The sequence below is a fragment of the Amycolatopsis sp. NPDC104863 genome, assembly GCF_055582965.1.
Genome location: NZ_JBVJOW010000007.1, coordinates 414848 through 439667 on the forward strand (window position 1 = coordinate 414848; position 24820 = coordinate 439667).

At 71.1% G+C, this 24820-nt stretch carries 24 protein-coding genes; 19 read left to right on the forward strand and 5 right to left on the reverse strand.

The window, feature by feature from the left end; translation table 11 throughout:
• Positions 1–65: 65 nt before the first annotated feature.
• On the forward strand, positions 66–1619 hold the full coding sequence (locus ACZ63J_RS35215; protein ID WP_465399036.1) for an acyl-CoA synthetase: 1554 nt from the start codon (positions 66–68) through the stop codon (positions 1617–1619).
• Positions 1619–2161 carry a TetR/AcrR family transcriptional regulator gene (locus ACZ63J_RS35220; RefSeq protein WP_465399037.1) on the forward strand — a complete coding sequence of 181 codons (543 nt, stop codon included), beginning with the start codon at positions 1619–1621 and terminating at the stop codon, positions 2159–2161. Before ACZ63J_RS35215 ends, ACZ63J_RS35220 begins: the two co-directional genes overlap by 1 nt.
• Here the strand turns inward: ACZ63J_RS35220 and ACZ63J_RS35225 are convergent.
• The gene (locus ACZ63J_RS35225; protein WP_465399038.1) at positions 2158–2559 is read right to left on the reverse strand and encodes a PPOX class F420-dependent oxidoreductase; all 402 of its coding nucleotides are present in this window, start codon (positions 2557–2559) and stop codon (positions 2158–2160) included. The genes ACZ63J_RS35220 and ACZ63J_RS35225 overlap by 4 nt on opposite strands.
• Before the next feature lie 156 nt (positions 2560–2715).
• Here ACZ63J_RS35225 and ACZ63J_RS35230 point away from each other — a divergent pair, with 156 nt between their 5' ends.
• Complete coding sequence (locus ACZ63J_RS35230; protein WP_465399039.1) at positions 2716–3921, forward strand: glycosyl hydrolase family 8; 1206 nt, start codon at positions 2716–2718, stop codon at positions 3919–3921.
• Positions 3922–3984: 63 nt separating this feature from the next.
• Positions 3985–4566 carry an NADAR family protein gene (locus ACZ63J_RS35235; RefSeq protein ID WP_465338223.1) on the forward strand — a complete coding sequence of 194 codons (582 nt, stop codon included), beginning with the start codon at positions 3985–3987 and terminating at the stop codon, positions 4564–4566.
• On the opposite strand, the gene ACZ63J_RS35240 is transcribed toward ACZ63J_RS35235, so the two are convergent.
• Entirely contained in the window at positions 4527–5513 is a 987-nt protein-coding gene (locus tag ACZ63J_RS35240; protein WP_465399040.1) for a Gfo/Idh/MocA family protein, read from the reverse strand. The genes ACZ63J_RS35235 and ACZ63J_RS35240 overlap by 40 nt on opposite strands.
• A 96-nt stretch (positions 5514–5609) precedes the next feature.
• Here ACZ63J_RS35240 and ACZ63J_RS35245 point away from each other — a divergent pair, with 96 nt between their 5' ends.
• From ACZ63J_RS35245 to ACZ63J_RS35270, 6 genes are read left to right on the forward strand one after another with little or no spacing between them, the layout of a single operon-like run.
• Complete coding sequence (locus ACZ63J_RS35245) at positions 5610–6560, forward strand: ABC transporter substrate-binding protein (protein WP_465399041.1); 951 nt, start codon at positions 5610–5612, stop codon at positions 6558–6560.
• Positions 6547–7425 carry an amino acid ABC transporter permease gene (locus tag ACZ63J_RS35250; protein ID WP_465399042.1) on the forward strand — a complete coding sequence of 293 codons (879 nt, stop codon included), beginning with the start codon at positions 6547–6549 and terminating at the stop codon, positions 7423–7425. The genes ACZ63J_RS35245 and ACZ63J_RS35250 overlap by 14 nt, the downstream gene beginning before the upstream one ends.
• Entirely contained in the window at positions 7418–8185 is a 768-nt protein-coding gene (locus tag ACZ63J_RS35255) for an amino acid ABC transporter ATP-binding protein (protein WP_465399043.1), read from the forward strand. Before ACZ63J_RS35250 ends, ACZ63J_RS35255 begins: the two co-directional genes overlap by 8 nt.
• Entirely contained in the window at positions 8182–9900 is a 1719-nt protein-coding gene (locus ACZ63J_RS35260; protein WP_465399044.1) for an aminotransferase class V-fold PLP-dependent enzyme, read from the forward strand. The genes ACZ63J_RS35255 and ACZ63J_RS35260 overlap by 4 nt, the downstream gene beginning before the upstream one ends.
• Positions 9901–9954: 54 nt before the next feature.
• Entirely contained in the window at positions 9955–10329 is a 375-nt protein-coding gene (locus tag ACZ63J_RS35265; RefSeq protein ID WP_465399045.1) for an effector-associated constant component EACC1, read from the forward strand.
• Between the two features lie 3 nt (positions 10330–10332).
• On the forward strand, positions 10333–11838 hold the full coding sequence (locus tag ACZ63J_RS35270; RefSeq protein WP_465399046.1) for a caspase, EACC1-associated type: 1506 nt from the start codon (positions 10333–10335) through the stop codon (positions 11836–11838).
• On the opposite strand, the gene ACZ63J_RS35275 is transcribed toward ACZ63J_RS35270, so the two are convergent.
• A complete protein-coding gene (locus ACZ63J_RS35275; RefSeq protein WP_465399047.1) occupies positions 11826–12998 on the reverse strand; it encodes a macrolide family glycosyltransferase in 1173 nt (390 codons plus the stop codon). The genes ACZ63J_RS35270 and ACZ63J_RS35275 overlap by 13 nt on opposite strands.
• Before the next feature lie 297 nt (positions 12999–13295).
• On the opposite strand from ACZ63J_RS35275, the gene ACZ63J_RS35280 reads away from it, so the two are divergent.
• The 9 genes from ACZ63J_RS35280 (at position 13296) to ACZ63J_RS35320 (ending at position 22948) form a co-directional block, all read left to right on the forward strand.
• Positions 13296–14846, forward strand: coding sequence for an alpha/beta hydrolase (locus tag ACZ63J_RS35280; protein WP_465399190.1), 1551 nt, complete (start codon positions 13296–13298; stop codon positions 14844–14846).
• A gap of 215 nt (positions 14847–15061) precedes the next feature.
• Positions 15062–15970 (forward strand): ABC transporter ATP-binding protein, encoded by a 909-nt coding sequence (locus ACZ63J_RS35285; protein ID WP_465399048.1) that lies wholly within the window; start codon positions 15062–15064, stop codon positions 15968–15970.
• The gene (locus ACZ63J_RS35290; RefSeq protein ID WP_465399049.1) at positions 15967–16698 is read left to right on the forward strand and encodes an ABC transporter permease; all 732 of its coding nucleotides are present in this window, start codon (positions 15967–15969) and stop codon (positions 16696–16698) included. Before ACZ63J_RS35285 ends, ACZ63J_RS35290 begins: the two co-directional genes overlap by 4 nt.
• A 57-nt stretch (positions 16699–16755) precedes the next feature.
• Positions 16756–17376 (forward strand): hypothetical protein, encoded by a 621-nt coding sequence (locus ACZ63J_RS35295; RefSeq protein ID WP_465399050.1) that lies wholly within the window; start codon positions 16756–16758, stop codon positions 17374–17376.
• Entirely contained in the window at positions 17373–17687 is a 315-nt protein-coding gene (locus tag ACZ63J_RS35300) for a winged helix-turn-helix domain-containing protein (protein WP_465311443.1), read from the forward strand. Before ACZ63J_RS35295 ends, ACZ63J_RS35300 begins: the two co-directional genes overlap by 4 nt.
• Position 17688: 1 nt before the next feature.
• The gene (locus ACZ63J_RS35305; RefSeq protein WP_465399051.1) at positions 17689–18999 is read left to right on the forward strand and encodes a DNA polymerase IV; all 1311 of its coding nucleotides are present in this window, start codon (positions 17689–17691) and stop codon (positions 18997–18999) included.
• A gap of 105 nt (positions 19000–19104) precedes the next feature.
• Positions 19105–21204: an NB-ARC domain-containing protein gene (locus tag ACZ63J_RS35310; RefSeq protein ID WP_465399052.1), complete on the forward strand. Its 2100-nt coding sequence runs from the start codon at positions 19105–19107 to the stop codon at positions 21202–21204.
• Positions 21201–21896, forward strand: coding sequence for an HAD family hydrolase (locus ACZ63J_RS35315; RefSeq protein WP_465399053.1), 696 nt, complete (start codon positions 21201–21203; stop codon positions 21894–21896). Before ACZ63J_RS35310 ends, ACZ63J_RS35315 begins: the two co-directional genes overlap by 4 nt.
• A 14-nt stretch (positions 21897–21910) precedes the next feature.
• Complete coding sequence (locus tag ACZ63J_RS35320; protein WP_465399054.1) at positions 21911–22948, forward strand: VOC family protein; 1038 nt, start codon at positions 21911–21913, stop codon at positions 22946–22948.
• Between the two features lie 42 nt (positions 22949–22990).
• Here ACZ63J_RS35320 and ACZ63J_RS35325 read toward each other — a convergent pair whose 3' ends face one another.
• A complete protein-coding gene (locus tag ACZ63J_RS35325) occupies positions 22991–24073 on the reverse strand; it encodes a glycoside hydrolase family 88 protein (protein ID WP_465399055.1) in 1083 nt (360 codons plus the stop codon).
• 72 nt (positions 24074–24145) lie between these two features.
• The gene (locus ACZ63J_RS35330; RefSeq protein WP_465311439.1) at positions 24146–24820 is read right to left on the reverse strand and encodes a FadR/GntR family transcriptional regulator; all 675 of its coding nucleotides are present in this window, start codon (positions 24818–24820) and stop codon (positions 24146–24148) included.

The window sequence follows — 24820 nt, forward strand, 5'->3', positions numbered from 1 at the left end:
CGCCCGGGGGAGCCCGGCGCACCATAGACCGGTCTATGGTCAGCGCCGGCCGAAGGGAACACGCCATGCCCGAAGACCTCCGCCCGCGGGTCCGGCTGTTCGGCGAGCTCCTGGCGCACTGGGCGCGTGAACGCCCCGACGAGACCGCGCTGGTCTTCGGTGACCGGTCGTGGACCTGGAAGGAGTTCGACGAGCGGGTCCGGCGGCTTTCGGGCGCCCTCGCGGCCGCCGGGGTCGGGCGGGGTGACCGCGTCGCGTTCGTCGACAAGAACCACCCCGCCTGTCTGGAGACGACCTTCGCGGTGGCCGGGATCGGCGCCGCCAACGCCGTGGTCAACTGGCGGCTCTCCGGCGACGAGCTCGCCTACGTGCTCGCGGACGCGGGCGCGAAGGTGGTCTTCGTCGGCGCCGAGCTGCGGCCGGCGCTCGACGCGGTCCGCGACCGGCTGCCCGCCTTGGAACGCGTGGTCGTCGTGGGTGGCGACGCCGACGAGTACGAGCCGTTCCTGGCCGGCGCCGAGCCGCACACCGCGTCCGGTCTCGACGAGGACGACGGCGTGCTGGTCATGTACACCAGCGGCACCACCGGCTTCCCCAAGGGCGCGGTGCTGACCCACCGCAGTGTCCTCGCGCACGGGCTCGCCGCGGGCACGGCGTTCCCGATCGGCCGCGGCGACGTCAACCTGGTCGCGATGCCGCTGTTCCACGTCGGCGGCAGCTGTTACGCGGTTTCCGGGTTCCTCTACGGCGAACCGTCGTACCTGACGCGCGAGCCGGACGCGGCGTCGCTGTTCGCCGCGTTGCAGGCGGGGATCACGCACGCCTTCCTGGTGCCCGCGGTCGTCGCCGGGATCGCGCAGGCCGGCGAGGCGGCGCTCAAGGCGTTCTCCCGGCTGAAGTACCTCTGTTACGGCGCGTCGCCGATGCCGCTCCCGTTGCTGCGCACGGTGCTCGCCGCCTGGCCGGACGTCCGGTTCGCGCAGGTCTACGGCATGACCGAGCTGTCCGGCGCGGTCACCGCGCTGGACCCGGAGGCGCACCGCGACGGCTCCCGGCCCGAGCGGCTGGCCTCGGCCGGGACCGCACTGTCCGGTGTGGACATCCGGATCGTCGACCCGGTGACGGCCGCGGACAGCGCGGTCGGCGAGGTCTGGATCCGCACCGAGCAGCGGATGGCGGGCTACCTCGGCAAACCCGAGGCGACCGCGGAGACGATCGTGGACGGCTGGGTGCGGACCGGCGACGTCGGCCGGCTCGACGACGGCGGGTTCCTGTTCCTCGAAGACCGCGTCAAGGACATGATCATCACCGGCGGCGAGAACGTCTACTCGCCGGAGGTCGAGCGGATCGTCGCGGAGTACCCCGGGGTCGCCGAGGTGGCCGTCATCGGCGTGCCGGACGAGCGCTGGGGTGAGCAGGTCAAGGCCGTCGTCGCGCCGGCGCCCGGGGAGGAGCTCGACACGGACAAGCTCGTCGAGTTCTGCCGCGAACGGCTGGCCCACTACAAGTGCCCGCGCAGTGTCGACGTCCTGGAAGCCCTGCCGCGCAACGCGACCGGCAAGATCCTCAAGCGTTCGCTGCGTGAGCCGTACTGGCGGGACCGGGACCGGAACGTCTGATGCCCACGGCGAACCGGGAGGCCTACTTCGCCGGCGCGCTGGAGGTGCTGGCGGAGCACGGGTTCACCGAGCTGACCGTCGGCGCGCTCTGCCGCGGCCTCGGGGTCACGAGCGGCTCGTTCTACCACCACTTCGGCGGCTGGCCGGGGTTCGTGGAGCAGCTGCTGGAGCACTGGGAGAACCGGCAGGTGCTGATCCTGCGCGAGCGGAACTTCGGCGCCGGCGGCCCGGCCGCCGACTTCGCCGCGCTGATGGACCTGACGCTCGGCCTGCCGCACGAGGCCGAAGCCGCCATCCGCGCGTGGGCGATGAACGACGAAACCGTGCGGGCGGCGCAGAAACGCGTCGACGACGCCCGGCTGCGGACGGTCGGCAAGGCGGTCGAGGGCATCGTCGGCGACCGCGCGACGGCCCGGACGCTGACCTCGCTGGGGATGGCGATGCTCGTGGGTCACCAGCAGCTGGCTTCGGTGGGGGAGCACAGTGAGCTGGCGGCCCTGCTGGCGGAGTACACCCGGCTGGTGCACTCCCGAGCCGGTTAGGCGTTGCCGAGCACCCGGTTCACGGAGATCTCCAGGACCACGCGTTGCGGGTTCGGCTTGGGCTGCCGATAGCGCGCGGCATAACGGTTTTCGGCGTCCTTTACGGACTCGGCGTCATCGCGCAGCACCGCGCGTCCCTCCAAAGTGGACCACCGCGGGCCGTCGAGCTGGCAGACCGCGACCGGGATGCCGCCTTCCCCCGCGGCGCGCGCGAGCCGGGCCTTGACCGACGACGAGAACGTGATCACCCGCGCGACACCAGTCTCGAAGTCCACGGTGACACCGACCGCGACGACGTGCGGGGTGCCGTCCGGCCGGACCGTGGTGAGCGTGGCCAGGTGACGCTCGGTCCAGAACGCGCGGAAGTCCGGACCGCGGCCGTCGAGGGTGATCTTCATGCCCTCCACGCTAGTCCGTCCGGGTGGCGCGGGGGCCGTGAGACCACTCACGGTTATTGTAAGGAAAGTTTCCTAACAGTCTTGACCGAGTCTTGAACCTTCTGTCACGCTCTGATCGCCGTCGCCGCAGCCAACGATGTCCTTTACGGAGGAGCGATGAGAAAGATCGTCCGGGCGGTGGTGGCCACGGCCGCGCTGGCCGCCGGGCTGCTGAGCGTGCCCACGACCGCTTCCGCGGCCGGCACGCCCTACGTGCCGGGAACCCTGCGGCCATCGGTTTCGCAGGCCACGCAGGACCAGGTGCTCCAGAAGTACTACGACTTCTGGAAGACGAACTTCCTGACGACGAAGTGCGGCAGCGGCACCTACGCCGTGCTGTCCAAGGACGCCGACCACTCCTTCGTCGCCGAGGGCGAGGGGTACGGCCTCACGATCTCGGCCATGATGGCGGACAAGGACCCGCAGGCCCGCGCGATCGTCGACGGGATCCTGAAGTTCGTGAAGGCCCACCCGTCGGTCAACAACAAGGACCTGCACGCGGCCGAGCAGGACTCGAAGTGCAAGAGCGTCAACGGCAGCGACTCCGCGACCGACGGCGACCTCGAAATCGCGTACGGCCTGCTGATCGCGGACAAGAAGTGGGGCAGCACGGGTTCGGTCAACTACAAGGCCGAAGCCGTCCGGATCATCAACGCGATCAAGAAGTCCGAGGTCAACAACAGCACGAAGTTCACGCTGCTCGGCGACTGGGGCAACGACGCGGAGTACAAGAACAGCTCACGCTCGTCGGACTGGATGCCGGGGCACCTGCGCGCGTTCGCAAAGGCGACCGGCGACAGCTTCTGGGACTCGGTCCGGACCCGCTCGGAGACGGCGGTGAGCCAGCTGCAGTCGTCGTACGCGCCGAACACGGGGCTGCTGCCGGACTTCGTGGTCAACACGAACTCGACGCCGAAGCCGGCGCCGGCGGACTTCCTCGAGGGCCCGTACGACGGCAAGTACAGCTGGAACGCCTGCCGCGACCCGTGGCGCCTCGGCGCGGACGCGATCTCGTTCTCCGGGAGCGCGGCCGCCGCGCAGGTCCGCAAGATGAACACGTGGATCAAGTCCACCACGGGCGGCGACCCGGCGAAGATCCAGAGCGGCTACTCCCTGTCGGGCTCGAAGACCGAGAGCGGCCAGCACCCGTGCTTCACGGCCCCGTTCGCGGTGGCGGCGATGACGGACGCGGGCAGCCAGGCCTGGCTCGACAAGCTGTGGACGTCGATCGCGTCGTTCTCCCCGGACTCGACGGACTACTACGGAACGGGCATCACGGTCCAGGTGCTGCTCATCTTGAGCGGTAACTACGTGGCTGCCTAGCTCGGTCGTCCCGCACCCGGAATTCGGGTGCGGGACGACCGCTTCGCGGGCAAGACTGGCGTCATGACCGGTCACCCGCGCAGCGTCGAGGAGCTGACCCGCGCTCTCGACGCGGGCCGGCGGTTCAAGTACGTGTACTTCTGGGGCCACCGGCCGCCGCGCGGCGGCGGGGTGGGGGCCGGGTGCTTCAGCCAGTGGTGGCCCTCGCCGTTCGAGCTGGACGGGGTCCGGTTCGCCACCGCCGAGCACTACATGATGTGGCGCAAAGCCCTGCTCTTCGGCGACGAAGAGGTCGCGGCGCAGGTGCTGACCGCAAGACACCCGAAGCAGGCCAAGGACTTCGGCCGCCGGGTGCGCGGCTTCGACGAAGAGGCTTGGGTGGCTCACCGCTTCGAGATCGTCGTCGACGGCAACGCCGCCAAGTTCGCCCGGCATCCCGAGCTGGGCCGGTACCTGGCCGGCACGGGGGAACGGGTGCTGGTCGAGGCGAGCCCGGTCGACCGCGTCTGGGGCATCGGTCTCGCGGCGGACGACCCGCGGGCGGAGAAGCCGCGCGCTTGGCGGGGCCGCAACCTGCTCGGCTTCGCCCTCGCCGATGTGCGCGCTCAGCTCGGTTCGCGCAGTGGCAGTCCCGCCGCACGGTAGATCTCGTCGATCACCGTCATCGTCTCGACCGCGTCGGCCGCCGAGGTCTTCACCGGCTCGCCGCGCAGGACCGCCGCCGCGAACGCGTCCAGCTGGTATTCGTACGACGCCCGGCGCGGGAACTTCTCCGACCGCCGCACGCCGTCGACCTCGATCCGCATGCGATGGAAAGCCTGGGGCGCCACCGGGTTCACGATCCGGATCGAACCCCGGGAGCCGACCACCTTCGCGCTGATCTTCAGCAGCGTCGACGACCACATCGAGCACTCGACCCGTCCGGTGTGGCCCGACGGGTACCGAAGCTCCGCCGTCATCGCCCGGTCGATGCGCGAGTCCCGCAGCTTCGGCGAAGCCGACACCACCGACGGGGTCTCGCCGCCGCCGAATGTCCGGGCCATGTGGACCGCGTAGCAGCCCGCGTCCATCGTCGCGCCGCCCGCGAGGTCGTAGTCGTAGCGGATGTCCGAGAACTTCGGCAGCGGGAAGCACAACGCCGTCTCGACGCGCTCGAGCGAACCCAGCTCGCCGGACGCCACGATCTCCTCCACCCGCAGCGCCAGCGGGTGGTAGCGGTAGTGGAACGCCTCCATCACAACCCGGTCCGATGTGGCAGCCAGGCCGGCGATCTCCCGTGCTTCCGCCGCGTTCGCCGTGAACGGCTTCTCGCACAGCACGTGCTTCCCGGCCGCCAGGGCCGCTCGTGTCCACCGGCCGTGCAGGCCGTTCGGCAGCGGGTTGTACACAGCGTCGACGTCCGGGTCGGCGAGCAGGGCCTCGTACGACGAGTGCACCCGCGGGATGCCGTGGCGGGAGGCAAACGCTTGCGCCCGGTCGGCGGAGCGGGCGGCCACCGCGACGACGTCGACCTCGGAACTGGCTGAAGCGGGCTTGACCAGGGCAGCGGGCGCGATGCTCGCCGCGCCCAGGATGCCGATCCGCAGGCTCATGCGCGCAAGTTAGCACCGGGCCAGATTTCAACAGGCAGTTGACCTCTTCAACAACGAGTTGTACCGTTCCGGCCAGCCGAACAGTGGAGGTCCGTTATGTCCCGTTCACGTGCCGCTCAGGCGGTGTTGCTCGCGAGCCTGGCCGTGCTGGTGACGGCTTGCGGTGGCGGTCCGGACGGCGCGGGCGGGTCCTCGCAGGCCCCCGGCGCCCCCGCGTCCGGCATCCCGGACACCGCGGCGATCGTCCAGGGTGTGCAGAAGGACGCCCAGCTCAACGCGGCTTTGCCGGCGAACGTCAAGCAGGCGGGCGTGCTGCACCTGGCGTCGAACCTGCAGTCCGCGCCCAACAACTTCTACGCCGCCGACGGCAAGACCCCGATCGGCTACGAGGTCGACCTCGCCAAGGCGGTCGCGGCCAAGCTCGGCGTCACCGTCACCCACCAGGACATGGCGTTCGGCTCGCTCATCACCAGCCTCCAGTCCGGCCGCATCGACCTCACCATGGCCGGCATGAACGACACCAAGGCCCGCCAGGCGCAGATCGACTTCGTCGACTACTTCACCTCCGGCATCACGATCATGACCCGCAAGGGCAACCCGGACGGCATCACCGGCCCGGACACGCTCTGCGGCAAGAACGTCGCCGTGGTGCAGGGCACCAGCCACCAGAAGTTCGCCGAGGCGCAGACGGCCAAGTGCACGCAGGCCGGGAAGCCCGCGGTGAACGTGACCGCGACCGACAGCGACAACCAGAACCAGAACCAGCTGCGCACCGGCCGCGTCGCGGCGATCCTCAACGACCTGCCCAGCGCCGTCTACATCTCCCGGACCGCCGGTGACGGCAAGTTCTTCGAGGTCGTCCCGGGTGAGCCCATCGAGGGCGGTCCGTACGGCATCGGCGTCAACAAGCAGAACACGCCGCTGCGCGACTCCGTGCAGAAGGCGCTGCAGGCGCTCATCACCGACGGCACCTACGGCAAGATCCTGCAGGCGTGGGGTGTCGAACAGGGCGCCATCAAGGAGGCCGCGATCAATGGCGGCTCCTGAACCGCTCCCGATCGTCCGGCTCCGGCACTGGGGCCGCTGGGTCGCCGCGGTGGTCATCCTCGCGCTGCTCGTGCTGCTGGGCATCGCCCTCGGCAACGCGCAGATCGAGTGGGGCCAGGTCCCCGACTTCGTCTTCTACCGCGTGATGGCGACCGGCCTGCTCAACACCGTGGTGCTGGCCGTGCTGTCCCAGGCCGTCGCGATCGTGCTCGGCATCGTCATCGCCCTGCTGCGCCGCAGCGCCAACCCGGTCGCCCGGTGGTTCGCCGCCGGCTACATCTGGATCTTCCGTGGGCTTCCGGTGCTGCTGCAGATCCTGCTCTGGTACAACCTGGCGCTCGTCTTCCCGGTCATCGACATCCCGTTCCTGGTCCACGCGCAGACGAACGTGCTGATCAGCGCGTTCACCGCCGCGTTCCTCGGCCTGGCGCTCAACGAAAGCGCGTACATGGCCGAGATCGTCCGGGCGGGGCTGAACAGTGTCGACAGTGGACAGACCGAGGCGGCGAAGTCGATCGGCATGACACCGGCGGCGACGCTGCGCCGGGTCGTGCTGCCGCAGGCCATGCGCGTGATCATCCCGCCGACCGGCAATGACTTCATCAACATGCTCAAGGGCACGTCGATGGCGTCGGTGATCGGCGTGACCGAGCTGATCCACGCGGCCAACAACATCTCGTCCAACAACCTGCTCGTGATGGAGACGCTGCTGGCCGCGGCCGTCTGGTACATGGTCGTGGTGACCGTCGCGGGCGTCGGCCAGCACTACTTGGAACGCTCGTTCGGGCAGGCCGATCGCGGGCCGCTTTCCCGTGCCGGTAAGGCGTTGCGCGGGGTGCCGCTGGTGAGGAGTGCCCGTGTCTGAACCACTGCTGCGTGCCGTCGGCGTCAAGAAGTCCTACGGTCACACCGAAGTCCTCGGCGGCATCGACCTCGAAGTCCACAAGGGACAGGTCGTCTGCCTGCTCGGGCCTTCCGGCGCCGGGAAGAGCACGTTCCTGCGCTGCATCAACCACCTCGAGACGATCGACGCCGGCCAGATCTGGGTCGACGGCGAGCCGATCGGGTTCCGGCAGCGTGGCGGAAAGCTGTACGAACTGCGCGAACGCGACGTCGCCCGCCAGCGCCGGGACATCGGCATGGTGTTCCAGCGGTTCAACCTCTTCGCGCACCGGACGGCGCTGGAGAACGTCGTCGAGGGGCCGATCCGGGTGCTCGGCCTGAAGCCCGAAGACGCGCGCAAGCAGGGCCTCGAGCTGCTCGACCGCGTGGGCCTGGGCCACCGGGGTGACGCCTACCCGGCGCAGCTGTCCGGCGGGCAGCAGCAACGCGTCGCGATCGCGCGGTCACTGGCGATGAAACCGAAGCTGATGCTGTTCGACGAGCCGACGTCGGCGCTCGACCCGGAGCTGGTCGGCGAGGTGCTCGAAGTGATGAGTACGTTGGCGGGGGAGGGGATGACGATGGTCGTCGTGACGCACGAGATGAGCTTCGCCGCGGAGGCCGCCGACGAGGTGGTGTTCCTGGCCGACGGCGCGGTGGTCGAAACCGGGCCGCCGTCGGAGGTCCTGAGCGCGCCGAAGCACGAGCGCACCCGGCAGTTCCTGGCGAGGATCCTCGCGTGACGCGGATTTCGCCCCGGTACCTGCTCCAGTTCGACGAGCCCGCCGGTTACCTCGACTTCGCCCGCTTCGGCCCGCCGTCGCACGCGGTGCTCGACACGACGGCCGCGCTGCTCGACCAGGCCACCACGGCCGGTCCGTCCACTGTGGACGAACTGATGCGGCAGGAGGTCCGGGCCAAGGCCGCCGCGGCGCGGCTGTCCGGTTCGGACACCGACCACACCGTGCTGCTGCCGAACACGAGCCTCGGGCTGTTCCAGGCGGCGTTCCACAGCACGGGTGAGGTGCTCGTGTCGGCCGCGGAGTTCCCGGCCAACACCTACCCGTGGGCCCGCGCCGAGCAGGCCGGGCGGCTGCGCGTCCGCCGTCTGACCAGCGGTTATGTCACGCCTGAGCGAGTCGCGGACGCGTTGACGCCGGAAATCACGACCGTGAGCGTCAGCGCCGTCGACTTCAGGACCGGGTACCGCGCCGACCTCGCGGCGCTGCGGGAAGTCGTGGGCGACCGGCTGCTGGTCGTCGACGGCATCCAGGGGTTCGGTGTGGTCGACGAGCCGTGGGAGGTCGCCGACGTCCTGGTCGTCGGCGGGCAGAAGTGGCTGCGCGCGGGCTGGGGCACCGGTTTCGCGGTGCTGTCGGACCGGGCGCTGGAGCGGATGGACCCGGTGCTGTCCGGCTGGACCGGCGCGCGCGACGCGGGGCTGTTCGACAACGAGATCCACCCGCCGGACGGAACCGCACAGGCCTGGTCGATCTCGAACCTGAGCCCGATCACCTCCGGCGCGTTCGCCGAGGCCCTGGAGCTGGTCGAAGACGCCGGGGTCGGCGCCATCGCGGCGCGGATCGCCGAGCGTCTGACGTCCTTCGAGGAGGTCTTGGCCTCGTGCGGCGCCGAGGTCGTCTCGGCGGTGGACCGGCGCGCCGGGATCCTGGCGTTCACGCTGCCCGGGCACCCGGCCGAGCAGGTCGGGGCGGCGCTGGCGAACGCGGGAATCGCGGCGACGGTGCGGCCCGAACACGTCCGATTGTCGCCGCACGCGTCCACTCCGGCGGCCGCCGCGGACCTGCTGCGTTCGGCCTTGGAGACGTTGACCGCGCCGCGGGAACCGCTGGTCGTCCCGGCCGCGGGCGCGACGACGCACGAGGTGCTGACCGCGCTGGTCCCGGCGATCCCGGGGCTGGCGGCGATGCTCGGGCCGGGCAACGAGGTGCTGCTGCACGACCTGAGCCGGCTGCCGGACTCGATCGTCGCGATCGCGGGTGACCTGACCGGCCGCAACGTCGGCGGCCCGATGACCGACCTGCTGCTCGGCCTGGTCCGCCGCGGGACGACGCAGGACCTGACGAACTACCGCACCCACGGCCCGGACGGCCGCGCGATCCGCTCGTCGACGCTGTTCCTGCGGGACGCGGACGGCGTGGCGGTCGGCTGCCTGTGCGTCAACAGCGTGGACACGGCCGCTTCGGCCGGCGGCAACGGCGAGCCGGAGACTTTCCCACCGGACGTCGACAGCCTGCAACGGTTCCTGGTCGACCGCGCGGTGACGAAGGCCGGGATCCCGGTGGACCTGATGAAGAAGCGCCACAAGGCGGCGGTGGTCCGGGAGCTCGACGAAGCCGGTTATTTCCTCATCAAGGACGCGGTCGACCACCTGGCCGGCCGCCTCGACGTCACGCGCTACACGATCTACAACTACCTCAACGAGATCCGGGCCTGACGCTGCCCGAACGGACCTTGTCCCGCTCGCCCGTCCGGGCGGACGATGGCGCGCATGACCGAACCGGACACGCAGCGCGCGCTGGTGCGGCTCGAAGCCGACGGGGACGAGGAAGACCTCGACCGCCTAGCCCGGCGGCTGCGCGCCGAGCTGGGCGAGCTGGATGTCGACGTGCAGGCGGTGGCGGGCGAGGTCCCACCCGGCGCGAAGGCCGCCGACCCCGTGACGATCGGCTCGCTGGTGGTGGCGTTCAGCGCGGCGGGCGGCGTGTTCCCGGGGCTGGTGGAGACCCTGCGCGAATGGCTGGGCCGGCAGGCGGGGCGGCACAAGATCAAGGTGACGGTGGACGGCGACACCGTCGAACTGGAGCGCGCGACGTCGGCGGAGCGGCAGCAGCTGATCGACGCGTTCGTCAAGCGGCACGGCTAGCCGATGGCCCGGCACGCGCTGCTGATCGCGACCGAGACGTACGCGGACCCGGCGCTGCGCCGGCTCACCTCGCCCGGCGGTGACGCGCGGGCGCTGGCCGCGGTGCTGAGCGACCCGTCGGTGGCCGGCTTCGAGGTGACGACCCTGATCGACGAGCCGCACCACGTCGTCGGCGAAGCGGTCGGCGAGTTCTACCGCGGCCGCCGTCGCGACGAGCTGACGTTGCTGTACTTCACCGGCCACGGCGTCAAGGACGACGACGGCAGCCTGTACCTGGCGATGGCCAACACGCGCCGGGACAGCCTGATGTTCACGGCGCTGGCGGCGGAGCTGGTCGACCGCGCGATGGCCGGCTGCGCGTCCCGGCAGAAGGTGCTGGTCCTGGACTGCTGCTACAGCGGCGCCTTCCCCGCTGGCCGCCTGGCGAAGGCCGGGACGGACGTCCACACGCTGGAGCGGTTCCAGGGCCGCGGCCGCGCGGTGCTGACGGCGTCGGACGCAACGCAGTACTCGTTCGAGGGCGACGCGGTGGTGGGCTCGGCGGCGCGGTCGGTGTTCACGCGGCACCTGGTCGCGGGCCTGCGCGACGGCAGCGCGGACCTGGACGGCGACGGGGACGTCACGGTGGACGAGCTGTACAGCTACGTCCACGAGCGGGTCGTGGCCGAGATGCCCCGGCAGCGGCCCAAGCATCAGTCCGATGTGGAGGGTCGCATCGTGCTGGCGCGCAACCCGAGGTGGACGCTGCCGGAGTACCTGCGGCACGGGCTGGCCAGCCCGATCGCGCTGGACCGGATGAACGCGCTGGAGGGGTTGAAGCGGCTCAACCGCGTGGGCAACGAGATGGTCCGAGAGCGGACGGCGGCCTCGATCCGGAGCCTGGCGGACGACGACAGCCGGCGGGTGTCGAGCGCCGCGGCCGCCTGGGTGGCGGAGGAGGACGGCCCGCCCGAGCCGGTGGTGGTCGAGCGGGCGCCGGTGGCCGAGTTTGGGGTTGCGGCGGATCCGGTGGTCCGGTCCGAGTCGGAGTCGGAGTCGACGGTGGGACCGGTGGTGCGGGCCGAGTCGGGGCTGGTGGCGGAGTCTGGGGTTGCGGCGGATCCGGTGGTCCGGGTCGAGCCCGAGCCGGTGGTGGTCGAGCGGGAGCCGGTGGCGGAGTCTGGGGTTGCGGTGGATCCGGTGGTCCGGTCCGAGCCGGAGCTGGAGTCGACGGTGGGACCAGTAGTGCGGGCCGAGCCGGGGCTGGTGGCCGAGTCTGGGGTTGCGGCGGAACCAGTAGTCCGGGTCGAGCCCGAGCCGACGGTGGAACCGGCAGGACAAGCCGAGCCGGGGCCGGTCGCCGAACCCGAGCCGACGGGCACCGCCGCGAAGAGGCTCACCCGGCGGGTGAAGATCATCCTCGCGGCGGTGGCCTTGCTCATCGTGGCCGGAATCGTCGTGCTGATCGTGGCACTGGCCGACAGCGGCACCGGCAGCGGCTCGAGCGGAGGCAGCAGCTACTCCAGATAGGACTCCACGGCGTCCGCGGCCACCGGAACCCCGCCGTGACTCCGGATCTCCGCCTTCAGCGAAGCCAGCCGTGAGGCCACCGAAGCCGACGACGTCACCTCATCGACCGCCGCCCTCAGCGAAGCAGCCGAAACCGAGTCGGCCGGCAAGTGACGCCCGACTCCCAACGCCTCCAGCTGATCCGCGTTCCCGAACTGGTCCGCCGCCTGCGGAACGGCCACCGTCGGCACGCCGAACCACAACGACTCGGTCGCCCCGCCCATCCCCGCGTGCGTGATGAACGCCGACGCCGCCTCGAGGACCGCCAGTTGCGGCACCGAAGCGAACACCTCCACCGACGGCGGCAGCGGTCCGAGGGAAGCCGGCGAGACGTGCTTCCCGATCGACATCACCACGTGCCAGTCCGCAGCGAACGCCTCGATACACGCGCGGTAAACCGGGAGCTGGTCGTTGAACGCCGTCCCGAACGACACCAGCAGCACCGGACGTCCCGACGATGGCGCCGTCCACGACCGGTCGGCCAGCCGGGCCGGATCCAGGCAGGGCCCGACGAACCGTACGTGCGAGCCGACCCGGTCCGCGTGAGGCTGCATCGCCCGCGGGATCAGCGACAGGATCCGCGCGGGATGACCCAGCCACTCCCACGCGTCGGCCTCGATGCCGTTCGCGCGGAGCCACTGGGTGAACGTCTCCGCGTAGTCCACACCGGACGGTGACGCCTTGATCGGGTCCATGACGGGCGCCATGTCCTCGTCGTAGCCCTCCCACGCCACCAGCGTCGGCGACAGCTGGACCGCCGGCACGTCGTAGCGGGCGGCCAGCACCGGCGCGCCCAGGCCGCCGATGTCGTACAGCAGCAGGTCGGGCCGGTCGGTGTCGAACCTGGACGTCAGCTGGGGATGGATGGTGATGGCTTCGTCGAGGAAGACGCGCATCGCGTCGGCCGGATCGTCCGGCCACACCGCGGCCTCGCCCAGCGGGAACGTCGTCGGGTGGGCGACCACGGAAGCGCCGGTCGGCGAGACCAGCGGGGCCAGCGGCTCGCCGACCACGTAGGACACCCGGTGCCCGCGGCGGACCAGCTCGGCGATCACGCCCAGCGACGGGTAGACGTGGCTCGGCGCGGTGCAGCCGACCATGACGATGTGTTTGCGCAGCATGAAGCTCCTTCAGAGGAAGAAAGAACCGACGGCGCGCAGATGAGGGGACCGGGCCCGGTGGGCGGGCGGTCCGGCGGTCACGCCGTCTCAGACGGAGCGGATCCGGATGAAGTAGATCATGTCGGGCACCGTAGGGGATCCCGGAACGACCGCGCCACCCGATTTCCACCTTTCGTAGGGCATTCGGGGCCGCCACCCCGTTCGCGGTCCCCGCGCGCCGGAAGCGGGTCTAGGGTTCACCCGCTTGAAGTCGGAGCCAAAAGGGAGAAAACAGTGAGACGTGCGTTTTTCGCCGCGGTGGCCGCCGCCGCGGTGGCGTCCGCGCTCGTGGCCGCGCCGGCCGCGACCGCCGCGCCCGCACCGGCAGCCGGGACTATCACCTGGGGGCCGTGCACCGATCCGACGCTGGTCGCCGCCGGCGCCGACTGCGGGTACCTGGGAGTCCCGCTCGACTACTCGAAGCCCCACGGCGAGCAGGTCCAGCTCGCCGTCAGCCGCGTCAAGCACAAGGTCGCGGACGCGCAGTACCAGGGCGTCATGCTGACCAACCCCGGCGGCCCCGGCGGCTCCGGCCTGCTGCTGGCCACCCGCGGCCCCAGGGTGCCCAACCACGCCGGTGACGCCTACGACTGGATCGGCTTCGACCCGCGCGGCGTCGGCGCCAGCAAGCCCGCGCTGAGCTGCGACGCGAACTACATGGACTACGACCGGCCCTCGTACCTGCCGGTCACGCCGCAGCTCGAGCGGACCTGGCTCGACCGCGCCAAGGGGTACGCGCAGGCGTGCGCGAAGAACAACCCGAAGGCTCTGCTGGAGAACATGAAGACGACCGACACGGTCAAGGACATGGACTCCATCCGCAAGGCGCTCGGGCAGAAGCAGCTGAACTTCTACGGCTACTCCTACGGCACCTACCTCGGCCAGGTCTACGGCTCGCTGTTCCCGCAGAACGTGCGGCGGATGGTGCTCGACTCCACGGTCGACCCGCGGGGTGTCTGGTACGGCGACAACCTCAACCAGGACGTCGCGTTCGACAAGAACATCCTGATCTGGTTCGGCTGGCTCGCCCAGCACGACGACGTCTACCACCTCGGCAAGACGCAGTCGGCGGTCCAGCACGTGGTCAACGAGCAGCTGCTCAAGGCGTCGTTCAACCCCGCCGGCGGCGTGATCGGGCCGGACGAGATCCTCGACGTCATCCAGCAGGCTTCGTACTACCAGCTGCGGTGGACGCTCCTGGGTGACGCGCTGTCCCGGTTCGTCAACCAGGGTGACTGGCAGAACTGGAAGTCGCTGTTCGAGGCCTTCGGCGGCCGTGGCGACGACAACGGCTACGCGGTGTACCTCGCCGTCCAGTGCACGGACGTCCAGTGGCCGCAGAGCTGGAACCAGTGGAAGGCCGACAACTGGAAGACCTTCACCAAGGCGCCGTACTTCACCTGGCAGAACGCCTGGTTCAACGCGCCGTGCCTGTACTGGCCGGCGAAGGCGGGCAAGCCGACCAAGATCGACGGTCGTGGCGTGCCGAGCGTGCTGATGATCGACGAGACCCTGGACGCGGCGACGCCGTTCCCGGGCAGTCTCGAGGTCCGCAGCCGCTTCCCGGGCGCGTCGCTGATCGCGGAGCCGGGTGGCACGAGCCACGCGATCACCCCGCGCGGCAACGCGTGTGTCGACAACAAGATCGCGGACTACCTGGCGACGGGCGCGCTCCCGGCCCGCAAGCCGGGCCGCACGGCCGACGTCGAGTGCGCGCCGCTGCCCCAGCCGACGCCGCCCGCGCCGACGGCGGCGAAGGCCGATCTCGGCGCGACGCAGGGGTTGGTGGCCGGGCGGTTCACCGGCTGACCTGCGTGAACCCTGAGTGACGGGGTGTCGGGCCCAGTGCCCGGCACCCCGTTTTTCGTGCGGGAGCAGAGGTGGGCGTCACGCGAACAGCATCGCCTCGATGAGCCCGCGCGGCCGGCTTTCCGACGCCGGGGGCTTTGAACTTGCGCGAGGTTTGTGTTACAAAGTGTGCAGCGACTTTGCGTTGCAAAGTCCACGAGCGAAGGGAGAGCGCCATGACTGGGGGACCGGCGTTCGCACTGCACCACCTGACCAAGCGGTTCGGCCAGGTCATCGCCGTCGACGGGGTGTCCGTCGAGGTCACGCCCGGCGAGGTCGTCGCGCTGCTCGGGCCGAACGGCGCGGGCAAGTCGACCACCGTCGACATGCTGCTGGGCCTGACCAAGCCGGACGCGGGGGAGGTCACCGTCGGCGGCGGCACTCCGCGGGAGGCCGTCGACCGGGGGCTGGTCGGCGCGATGATGCAGAACGGCGCGCTGCTCGGGGACGCCACCGTCGGCGAGCTCGTCGACCTCATCGTCTCGACGCACACGAAGCCGCTGCCCGCCGCCGAGGTGATCGCGCGGGCGGGTCTCGAGAACCTCGTCAAACGCCGCTGCGGCAAGCTTTCCGGCGGCGAACGGCAGCGCGTCCGGTTCGCGCTCGCCCTCGCGGGCAACCCGGACCTGCTGGTGCTCGACGAGCCCACCGCGGCGATGGACGTCGACGGCAGGCGGGCCTTCTGGGCCGCCATCCGCGAGTTCGCTGCCACCGGCCGGACCGTGCTCTTCGCGACGCACTACCTCGCCGAGGCCGAGGACTACGCCGACCGCGTGGTGCTGATGCGGCACGGCGTCGTCGTCGCCGACGGCCCGGTCGCCGAGGTCCGGGCCGCGGTGTCCGGGCGGGTGCTCAAGGCCGCCGTGCCCGGCGCCACCGAAGCCGAGCTCGCGCAGCTCCCCGGCGTCACGACCGTGCAGCTGCGCGCCGGCCGCGCCGAGCTGGCCTGCGCCGACTCCGACACGGCGATCCGCGCCCTGCTCGCCGCGTACCCGGCCGCGGCCGACATCGAAATCACCGCGCTCGGCCTGGAAGAGGCGTTCCTCGCCCTCACCGCCGACGAGACCGAAGGAGCGGCCGCGTGAACACGACCTACCTGAGCCTGGAGATCAAGCGGATCGTCCGCAGCCCGCAGTTCACGATCTTCACCATCGGCATGCCGGTGGCGATGTTCGTGCTGTTCGGCTCGATCTTCGGCAAGCTCGCCACGCCGAGCGGCATCCCGGCGGACGTCGAGACGATGATCAAGCTCGCCGCGTACGGCGCGAGCGGCGGCGCGCTGTTCACCGGCACCCGGGTGGCGCAGGAGCGCACCGACGGCTGGCAGCGGCAGCTGCGGCTTACGCCGATGCGCGGGCCCGGTTACCTGGTCGTCAAGGTCATCTCGGCGATGGCCGTGGCGCTGCCGGTGCTCGTGGTCGTGTTCGTCGCGGGCCTGGCGATGGGGGTGCACCTGACCGCCGCGCAGTGGGGGCTCGTGCTGGTGTCACTGTGGCTCGGTGTGCTCCCGTTCGCCGTGCTCGGCCTGGCCATCGGTCTGTTCGGCAAGGGGGACACCGTCGGCGCGGTCACCGGCGCGCTGATGATGCCGCTCGGCATGCTCGGCGGCCTGTGGATCCCGCTCTACGCCCTCCCGGAGTGGATGGCGACGCTCGCCCACTTCTTCCCGACGTACTGGCTCGGCCAGGTGGGGCTCGAACCGCTCGTGCACGCCGGCGGGACGGGGCTCGCGGTGCTCGTGCTGGCGGGGTGGCTGGTCGTCCCGGCTCTGGTCGTGGTGCGCCGGTTCCGGCTGGACACGGCCAGGCTGTGAATGCTTGTTAACCTCCGTGCAGTACTGAGGGGTCTGCGCGGACGAAGGGCGGGACGGGTGGACGACGAGCCGTTGTCGGCGGAGGAGTCGCTGAACCTGATCGCCCAGCAGTCCCGGCGCAACCGCCGGGAACTGGGCGGGGGCCCCGCGCGCATGCTCGCCGCGTGGGCCTTCGCCTGGTTGCTCGGCTGGGGGTTCACCTACTTCGCGACGCAGACCGAGAGCATCCCCGGCTGGGTCGGCGGGGTGCTCGTCGCGGTGCTGTTCGTCTTCGCGATCACCTACACCGCCTACGTGAGCGCCCGGGCCGGGCGGGGGATCCGCGGCCCGTCGAAGACCGTCGGCGCGATGTACGGCTACAGCTGGGCGCTCTCCTCGATCGGCCTGACCGTCATCGACATCCGGATCACGCAGTTCGGGTCGCTGACCTCCGACCAGGTGTCGCTGCTGTGGTCGGGCACCTGGCTGCTGGTCACCGGCGTTCAGTACCTCGCCGGCGGCATGCTCTGGCAGGACAGGCTGATGTACGGCCTCGGCGCGTGGATGATCGTCTCCGCCGGGCTCAGCGTGCTGGTCGGGTTCCCGGCCAACTTCCTGGTGCTGGCGCTCTGCGGTGGCGGTGGCTTCCTGCTCGGCGCGATCGTCTACTTCGTCCGTGAGAAGTCCGGCCGCCGATGAGCGACCCGCTGCCGCAGCTCGACCCGGTCATCCACGCCCAGGCGCGGCTGCGGGTCACGGTCGCGCTCGCCGGGCTGCACGCGGCCGACCAGATCACCTTCCCGCGGCTGCAGCAGCTGCTGGACATGACGGCCGGCAACCTCTCGACGCACCTGCGCAAGCTCGAAGACGCCGAGTACGTCGAGATCACCAAGGCCTACGAGCACCGCACGCCGGTCACCCTGGTCCGGCTGACCGCGGCCGGGCGCGCCGCGTTCGAGAGCTACACGAAGGCGCTGCACCAGCTGCTGGACGCCACCGGCGGGGAGTGACGTGGCCCGCTGGGTGATCCACCTCGACCTGGACGCCTTCTACGCGTCGGCCGAACAGCTCACGCGGCCGACGCTGGCCGGGCGCCCGGTCCTCGTCGGCGGGCTCGGGCCGCGCGGTGTGGTCGCGGGCGCGAGCTACGAGTCCCGCGCGTTCGGCATCAAGTCGGCGATGCCGATGGCCCAGGCGCGGCGGCTGCTGCCGGCCAACGGCGTGATCGTGCCGCCGCGGTTCCGCGTCTACGAGCGGCTCAGCCAGGCGGTGTTCGCCGTGGTCACGGCGGTGGCGCCGGTGCTGGAGAAGATCTCCCTCGACGAGGCCTTCGCCGAACCCCCGCAGCTCGTGGGGGCTTCTTTCGAGGCGGTCACGGAGTTCTGCGCCTCGCTGCGGTCCGCGATCCGGTCGGAGACGGGCCTGGTCGCGTCGATCGGCGCGGGCAACGGCAAGCAGATCGCGAAGATCGCTTCCGACGAGGCCAAACCGGACGGCCTGCTGGTGGTGCCGCAGGGCACCGAACGCGAGTTCCTCGCACCGCTGCCGGTGCGCGCGCTGTGGGGGATCGGCCCGGTCGCCGAGGGCAAGCTGCGGTTCATCGGCGTCCAGACGCTGGGGCAGCTCGCGGCACTGTCCGAACAGGACGCCGTCGCCACGCTCGGCGGGGTGATCGGACGCGACCTGCGCCGCCTCGCGACGGGCTTCGACGACCGCCCGGTGGCCGACCGCGGCGAGACCAAGCAGGTCAGCGCGGAGACGACGTTCGACACCGACATCATCGACCTGGCCACGCTCCGCGCCGAGGTCCGCCGCATCGCGGTCGGCGCGCACGCGCGCCTGGTGAAGGCCGAGCGCGTCGCACGCACGGTGGTGATCAAGCTGCGCCACACGGACATGCACACGGTGACCCGCTCCGAGACGATCTCGGCCCCGACGGACGACCTGGCAGAGCTGTCGGCAACGGCGGAGCGCCTCCTGCTGGACCCGGCGGAGTTCGGCGGCATCCGCCTGGCGGGGGTCGCTTACAGCGGCCTTTCGGTGCCCCACCAGGACGCGCTGTTCACCCTGGCGGTCCCGGAAACCCCGGCGTCCACGGTGGTCTCGGCCGCCCCGGCCCCGGCGGCACCACCACCCTCGACGTGGCGCCAAGGCGACGACGTCGTGCACGAGGAGCACGGCACCGGCTGGGTCCAGGGCGCCGGCCACGGAAGGGTGACGGTCCGGTTCGAGACGCGTTCCAGCGGCCCCGGCGTGGCCAGGACCTTCGAGCAGACGGACCCGGCGTTGCGCCGCGGTGAGCCGGGTGACTGCCTCAAGTGAGGATCGACCCGGCCGCGCCGGTGTGAGATTCTGGGTGGCCCCCTTCGCCGAGGGGGCCAGGGAGGCGTGTCGCCCGCGTAGCCGGGCGCCGCAGAGGGGACGGCTGTGTCAGCGGAAGCCTACTTCGCTGCCGCCGGCATCGTGGTCGCGCTGGCCGCGGCCATGATCGCGTACTTGCAGCTTCGCCGGACACCGAAACCCGGCCCGGTCGAAGCCGGTCCGGCGGAACCGAGCCTGACCGCGGCCGCCGATCCGGCGGCACCCAGCCACAACCTCCCCGCCCGTGAGCAGTTCATCGGGCGCAGCGTCGAAAAGGCACGGCTGCTCGAGGGGCTGGACTCGTCCTACCCGGTGATCGCCGTCGAAGGGCTCGGCGGGATGGGCAAGACCGCGTTGGCCCGCGAGGTCGCGTGGCTCTGCGCCGAATCCGGAGATCGCTTCCGGGCCATCGTCTGGACCGCGGACCGGGACGGATCGCTGCGGCTCAACGACGTCCTCGACGCCATCGCGGACGTCCTGGGGTTCACCTACCTCCATTCGATGCCCCTTCCCGAAAAGGAGAACGAAGTCCGCAAGCTCCTGCGGGGGACCGGCTGCCTGCTGATCGTCGACAACCTGGAAACCCTGGTGGACCAGCAGGTGCTCGACTTCGTCACGCGGATCCCCGAGCCACCCAGCAAAGCCGTCGTGACCACCCGCGAGCAACGGCTGCGGGCGGCGTGGGCCGTCGCGCTCGGCAAGCTCGACGAGACCGACGGGGTGGAGCTCATCCGCACGGAGGCGGCCCGCCTCGGCCTGAACGCCCTTCGCGACGCGCCCACCGCCGACCTTCGGACGCTCTACGACGCCACGGGCGGCAACCCGCTCGCCATCCGGCTCGGCACCGGCCAGATGAAGGCGGGCGGCGCGTCACTGACCGAGATCATCGCCGACATCGCCAGCGCGGCGGACGAGGACCTCTTCAAGGTGCTCTTCGAACGCAGCTGGGACAAGACACTCGCCGACGACGAGTACGCCCGGCGCGTCCTGGCGACCTTGGCTCTCTGCCCTGGGCCGGCCACCCGAGTGGCTCTGGAAGCCGGCAGCGACGTCCATCACGCGTACCTGCGCTCGGCGCTCACCCGCCTGATCGCGGTGTCGTTGGTCGACGTCGTGGACCTGGCGCCCGCCGAAGGCAGCCGCTACCAGCTGCACACGCTGACCCGCGCGTTCGTGCACCGGCAGCTCGCTGCGGCCCCCGCGACGGCGGCCGAGCTCCGGGACCGGCTCGACCGGCACTTCCTCGAGTTCGCCCGGCGGCACGCCAACACCTACGCCGATCTCGACAACGTTCGCCAGATCGAAGCGGAGCTGGTCAACGTCATGGCGTTCGCCGACGCGGCACACGAAGAGGCCGCCCGGACCGGGGCGCCGGCCGCCTGGCGACGGGTGATCGACTACGCCGATGCGCTGTCGCCTTACCTGTGGGGCCGCGGGTTCTGGACGGACCGGGCCCGGCTCTGCGAGCGCGCGATGACGGCGGCCACCGAGCTCCGGGACGGCGCCGCCCTCGCCCGGCACGCGATCCTCGTCGGCCGGGTGCACCTCTGGCGGGGTGACCCGGCGGCGGCGACGTCCTTCCTCGGCCGGGCCCGGGACGCGCTCGAGGCGGCTGGGCTCGGGACGGACAGCCCGGCCACGAAACGGCTCCGTGCGCAGATCGCCAGCGCGGAGGGCGACCACGAAGTCGCACAGGTTCTTCTCGAGGAGGTACTCGTCGTGGCGCCGAACACCTCGGACGACGAGGGGCGGGCGGCGACCCACCTCGAGCTGGGGCTCCTCGCCGAGCGGCGAAGCAATCTCGAAGCGGCGAAAGCCAGCTACGAGGAAGCCCTCCGGCTCGACGACGAGCTCGGCGCGGTCGAAGGGCGCGCGGTCTCGCTCAGCTACCTCGGTCGCGTGCTGCTCGCGACCGGGGACGACGCCGGAGCCGAAACCGTGTTCCGGGCCGGGCTGGTGGCCTCGACGAGCGCGAACCGCTTGAGCGCCCAGGCGCGGTGCGAGCTCGGGCTCGCGGTTTTGTGCGCCGGCAAGGGGATGCGTGCGGAAGCCGTCTCCCACGCCGCTTCCGCCGAACACCTGTACTCGCGGCTCGGTCAGCCGGACCAGGCAGCCGAGGCTCGCGCGCTCCTCGACCGGTCGACGCCGGCCGGTGAGCCCTCGTGAACCGGGCCGGCGACGTGACCACGGCCGCGAGCGAGCTGGTGCAGCGGGCCCGCGTGGTGATCTTCGACTGCGACGACACCTTGATAGCCACGGCGAGGACGCGGTGGGAGGTGCTCATCGCCACCGCTCGCTCCTTCGGCGTCCGGCTGACCGACGAGACGATCGTGCGGTCGTGGGGCCTGCCGTTCGACCAGCTCATCACGACCATCGTGCCGACGCTCGACGCCGGCGCGTTCGTCGAGCGCTACCGCCGCGCGATGTTGACGCGCCGTCCCGAGCCGACGACGGGCGCGGTGGAGCTCCTCGAGCACCTGGCCGCGCGGTCGACGCGGATGGAGATCGTCACCTCGAGCAGCCGGGACCTGGTCACCCAGGACCTGGACGTGCTGGACCTGACCCGGTACTTCGCGCGGATCTACGGCCACGAGGAAACCCCGTTCCACAAGCCGGACCCCCGGGTGCTCGACGCGGTCATCGACAACCTGGCGGGGCACGGCTACACGCTGCGGGACCTGGTCTACATCGGTGACAGCGTGCGTGACCTGCAGGTCGCGCACGCCCGGTCGGTCGGGTTCGTGGCCGTGCTGACCGGCATCGCGTCGACCGCCGACTTCACCGCGGAGGGCCTGCCGCCCGCCCGAATCGTCGACGACCTGAGCCAGCTCATCACGGAGACCGGGACGGCCCACTGAGACGGGGGAGCACCGTGCGCCACGAGTTCAGCCTGTCGGAGCCCATCGAGATCGAGACGGGGGCCGGCCGGTTCCACCTCCGGCACCTGAGTGCGGCCGGCCCGGCCGGGGTGCTCGTGTCGTCGCCGCGCGAGCCGGCCGGGCCGGTGCCGGTGCGGATCCACAGCTCCTGCCTGTTCGGCGAGTCGTTGCTCGCGACGGACTGCGACTGCGAGAGCCAGCTGCGGCACGCGCTGGCCCACCTCGCGCGCCACGGCGGCCACCTGGTGTACCTGCACGACGAGGGCCGGGGCACCGGGCTGGCCACCAAGTTCCGGGCGATCGCGCTGCAGCAGGCGCACGACATCGACACCGCGAAGGCGTTCGCGGAACTCGGCATCGAACCCGAACCGCGGGACTTCGCGCTCGCCGCCGACGTCGTCGCCTCGCTCGTCGGGTCCCGGCCGGTGATGCTGCTGACGAACAACCCGCGCAAGCTCGCCGCCTTGGGGGACGCGGGGGTCACCGTCGCGGGGCGGCTCGCCCTGGTGCCGGAGACCGAGCCGGCGCGCCGGTACCTCGAGGAGAAGATCCGCGTGCTCGGCCACCTGCCGGAGCAGGACCCCGTGTTGCAGCTCCCGGCGTCACCGCCCGCGAACCGGGCGTTCGTCGAGCTCCACGCCCCGGACTTCGAGGCGCAGCGCCGGTTCTACACGGCGTTCGGCTTCGAAGTGGTGTGGGAACGTCCGCCCGAGCGGAAGAAGGGCTACCTGGTCCTGCAGTTCGCGGGGAACGTCCTCTGCTTCTGGGCGGGCAACGAGTACGTCCACGAGCACTCGTACTTCCGGAAGTTCCCGAGGGACACCCCGCGCGGCCACGGCACGGAGGTCGTGCTGATGGTGGCCGACGTCGAGGACTTCTACACCCGCTTCCCGCACCGGACGAGCATCGTCGCTCCGCTGGAGAAGCGGGCCTGGGGAGTCTCCGACTTCCGGGTTGTCGACCCGGCGGGCTTCTACGTCCGCATCAGCGAACCGCACGACATCCTCGACCCCCGGCACGCCGTCTCGTGACCGGGGCCCGGTGCGGCGGCCGGCGCCGCACCGGGTGCTGGCTCACTCCGCCGAGCAGCCCTGCAGCTTGGCCACTTCCTGGCCCGCCAGCAGGAACGCGCCGACGCCATACGCCGCGGTGTCCGTGGCCTTCGCGGTAGCCGGGCGGTCGCCGACCGGCTGGACGTAACCGACCAAGCCGTTCGGCTGCAACGCCTTCGCCGACAGCGCCGTCCAGGCCTTGTCCACCACCGGGCGATACCGCGACGCGTCGAGGATGCCCGCGTTGACGCCCCAGCCGATGCCGAACGTGAAGAGTGCCGTGCCGCTGGACTCCGGGCCGCCGTGGTCGAATGGGTTCAGGAGGTCCGCGTTCCAGAAGCCGTCACGGCGCTGCAGCAGGGACAGCGTGAACGCCATCTTCTTGTACACCCGCAGGTACTCCGGCCGCCGCGGGTCGCCGGCCGGGAGGACCTGCAGCACCTTCGTCAGGGCCGACAGGGCCCAGCCGTTGCCGCGCGACCAGAACACCGCCGAGCCGGTGAACCGCGCCTCGCGGTACCACAAGCCCGTGAGCTCGTTGAACAGCTTGTGCTCCGACGTCTTGAACAAGCGGTCCATTGCGTCCAAATAGGACGGATCGTGGTCGATGACGCTCATCCGCGCGAACGAGGGCATCGCCATGTTCAGCGCGTCGACGTAGTTCCAGTAGTCGCGGTGTCCCGCCTGCACCGACGCGACCTCGTCCTTGATGCGGGCGCGGATCGAGTCGAGCGGGGCTTCCGGGTGGAAGTACGTGTAGAGGTCGAGGTACGCCTCACCGGCGGCCTGGTTGTCCGGGAAGAACGGCCGTTTCGGGTCGGTCGGCAGCTGGTAGCCGTTGGCCTGCGCCCACGGCAGCGTCTTGTGGTTCGACTGGCCGGTGGTCCGGACCAGTGCGAGGTTGCCGACGTGGAACGTCGCGTTCTGCCAGTCCGGCGCGTCCAGGTTCGTCCCGTTGGTCACCCAGTAGTTGCCCGCGGACACCATCTGGTCGGTGATGGCGCACTCCGCCGGCGCCGCGACGGCGGCCGGGGCCGAGAACAGCCCGCCCGTCACCACCACGGCCGCGAGCACGCCGAAGCCACGAATTCCCGGGAAACGCATGGAAGCGTCCTCCTCAGCACGTCATGGCGGCGGGTGGGTCGCAGCGAGTGTTCAGGCTTCCCGGTGGACGTGTCAAGGTGCCGGTGAGTGGTACGGCGCAACGGTTTCCAGCAACCGGCGCGACGCGGACTCGGCGCCGTCGGCGTTCTTCGCCAGCACCAGCGTGAGCACGCGGGAGTGCGCGACGAGCGTGTTGCCCCCGGGCAGCTCCATCGGCTCGCCGTGCGCCCGCAGCGCCGCGACGACGGGCACCTGCAGCTGCGCGATGAGCGCGTTGCCGGAAGCGCGGATCAACGCGGCGTGGAAGTCCGAGTCGGCGTTGTGGAAGGCCGCGGTGTCCTGGCGTTCCACCGCGTCCGCCATCAGCTCGTACGCCGCGGCCATCGCCGAGAGCTCGCCCGGACGCCGGTGGTGCGCGGCCAGCCGGGCCGCCTGCGGCTCGATCGTCAGCCGCAGTTCGAGCAGCTCGTGCAGGTGGTGGCGGCGCCCGGGACCGTTGATGCGCCAGCCGATGACGTCCGGGTCGATCGCGTCCCACGCCTCCGGGGGCAGCGTCCACGTGCCGACGCGCGGCCGCGCGGTCACCATGCCCTTCGACTCCAGCACGCGCAACGCTTCGCGGACCACCGTCCGGGAGGCCGAGAAGCGCCGGCCGAGCTCCTCGGGGACGAGCGGCTGCCCGTCCCCGAGAACGCCTTCGACGATGAGCCTGCCCAGTTCGTCGACTATCCGGGCGTGGAGGTTCAC

Coding starts and splice junctions, on each gene's coding strand:
- ACZ63J_RS35215 (WP_465399036.1), top strand. CDS start 66: ATGCCCGAAGACCTCCGCCCGCGGGTCCGGCTGTTCGGCGAGCTCCTG.
- ACZ63J_RS35220 (WP_465399037.1), top strand. CDS start 1,619: ATGCCCACGGCGAACCGGGAGGCCTACTTCGCCGGCGCGCTGGAGGTG.
- ACZ63J_RS35225 (WP_465399038.1), bottom strand. CDS start 2,559: ATGAAGATCACCCTCGACGGCCGCGGTCCGGACTTCCGCGCGTTCTGG.
- ACZ63J_RS35230 (WP_465399039.1), top strand. CDS start 2,716: ATGAGAAAGATCGTCCGGGCGGTGGTGGCCACGGCCGCGCTGGCCGCC.
- ACZ63J_RS35235 (WP_465338223.1), top strand. CDS start 3,985: ATGACCGGTCACCCGCGCAGCGTCGAGGAGCTGACCCGCGCTCTCGAC.
- ACZ63J_RS35240 (WP_465399040.1), bottom strand. CDS start 5,513: ATGAGCCTGCGGATCGGCATCCTGGGCGCGGCGAGCATCGCGCCCGCT.
- ACZ63J_RS35245 (WP_465399041.1), top strand. CDS start 5,610: ATGTCCCGTTCACGTGCCGCTCAGGCGGTGTTGCTCGCGAGCCTGGCC.
- ACZ63J_RS35250 (WP_465399042.1), top strand. CDS start 6,547: ATGGCGGCTCCTGAACCGCTCCCGATCGTCCGGCTCCGGCACTGGGGC.
- ACZ63J_RS35265 (WP_465399045.1), top strand. CDS start 9,955: ATGACCGAACCGGACACGCAGCGCGCGCTGGTGCGGCTCGAAGCCGAC.
- ACZ63J_RS35270 (WP_465399046.1), top strand. CDS start 10,333: ATGGCCCGGCACGCGCTGCTGATCGCGACCGAGACGTACGCGGACCCG.
- ACZ63J_RS35275 (WP_465399047.1), bottom strand. CDS start 12,998: ATGCTGCGCAAACACATCGTCATGGTCGGCTGCACCGCGCCGAGCCAC.
- ACZ63J_RS35285 (WP_465399048.1), top strand. CDS start 15,062: ATGACTGGGGGACCGGCGTTCGCACTGCACCACCTGACCAAGCGGTTC.
- ACZ63J_RS35300 (WP_465311443.1), top strand. CDS start 17,373: ATGAGCGACCCGCTGCCGCAGCTCGACCCGGTCATCCACGCCCAGGCG.
- ACZ63J_RS35325 (WP_465399055.1), bottom strand. CDS start 24,073: ATGCGTTTCCCGGGAATTCGTGGCTTCGGCGTGCTCGCGGCCGTGGTG.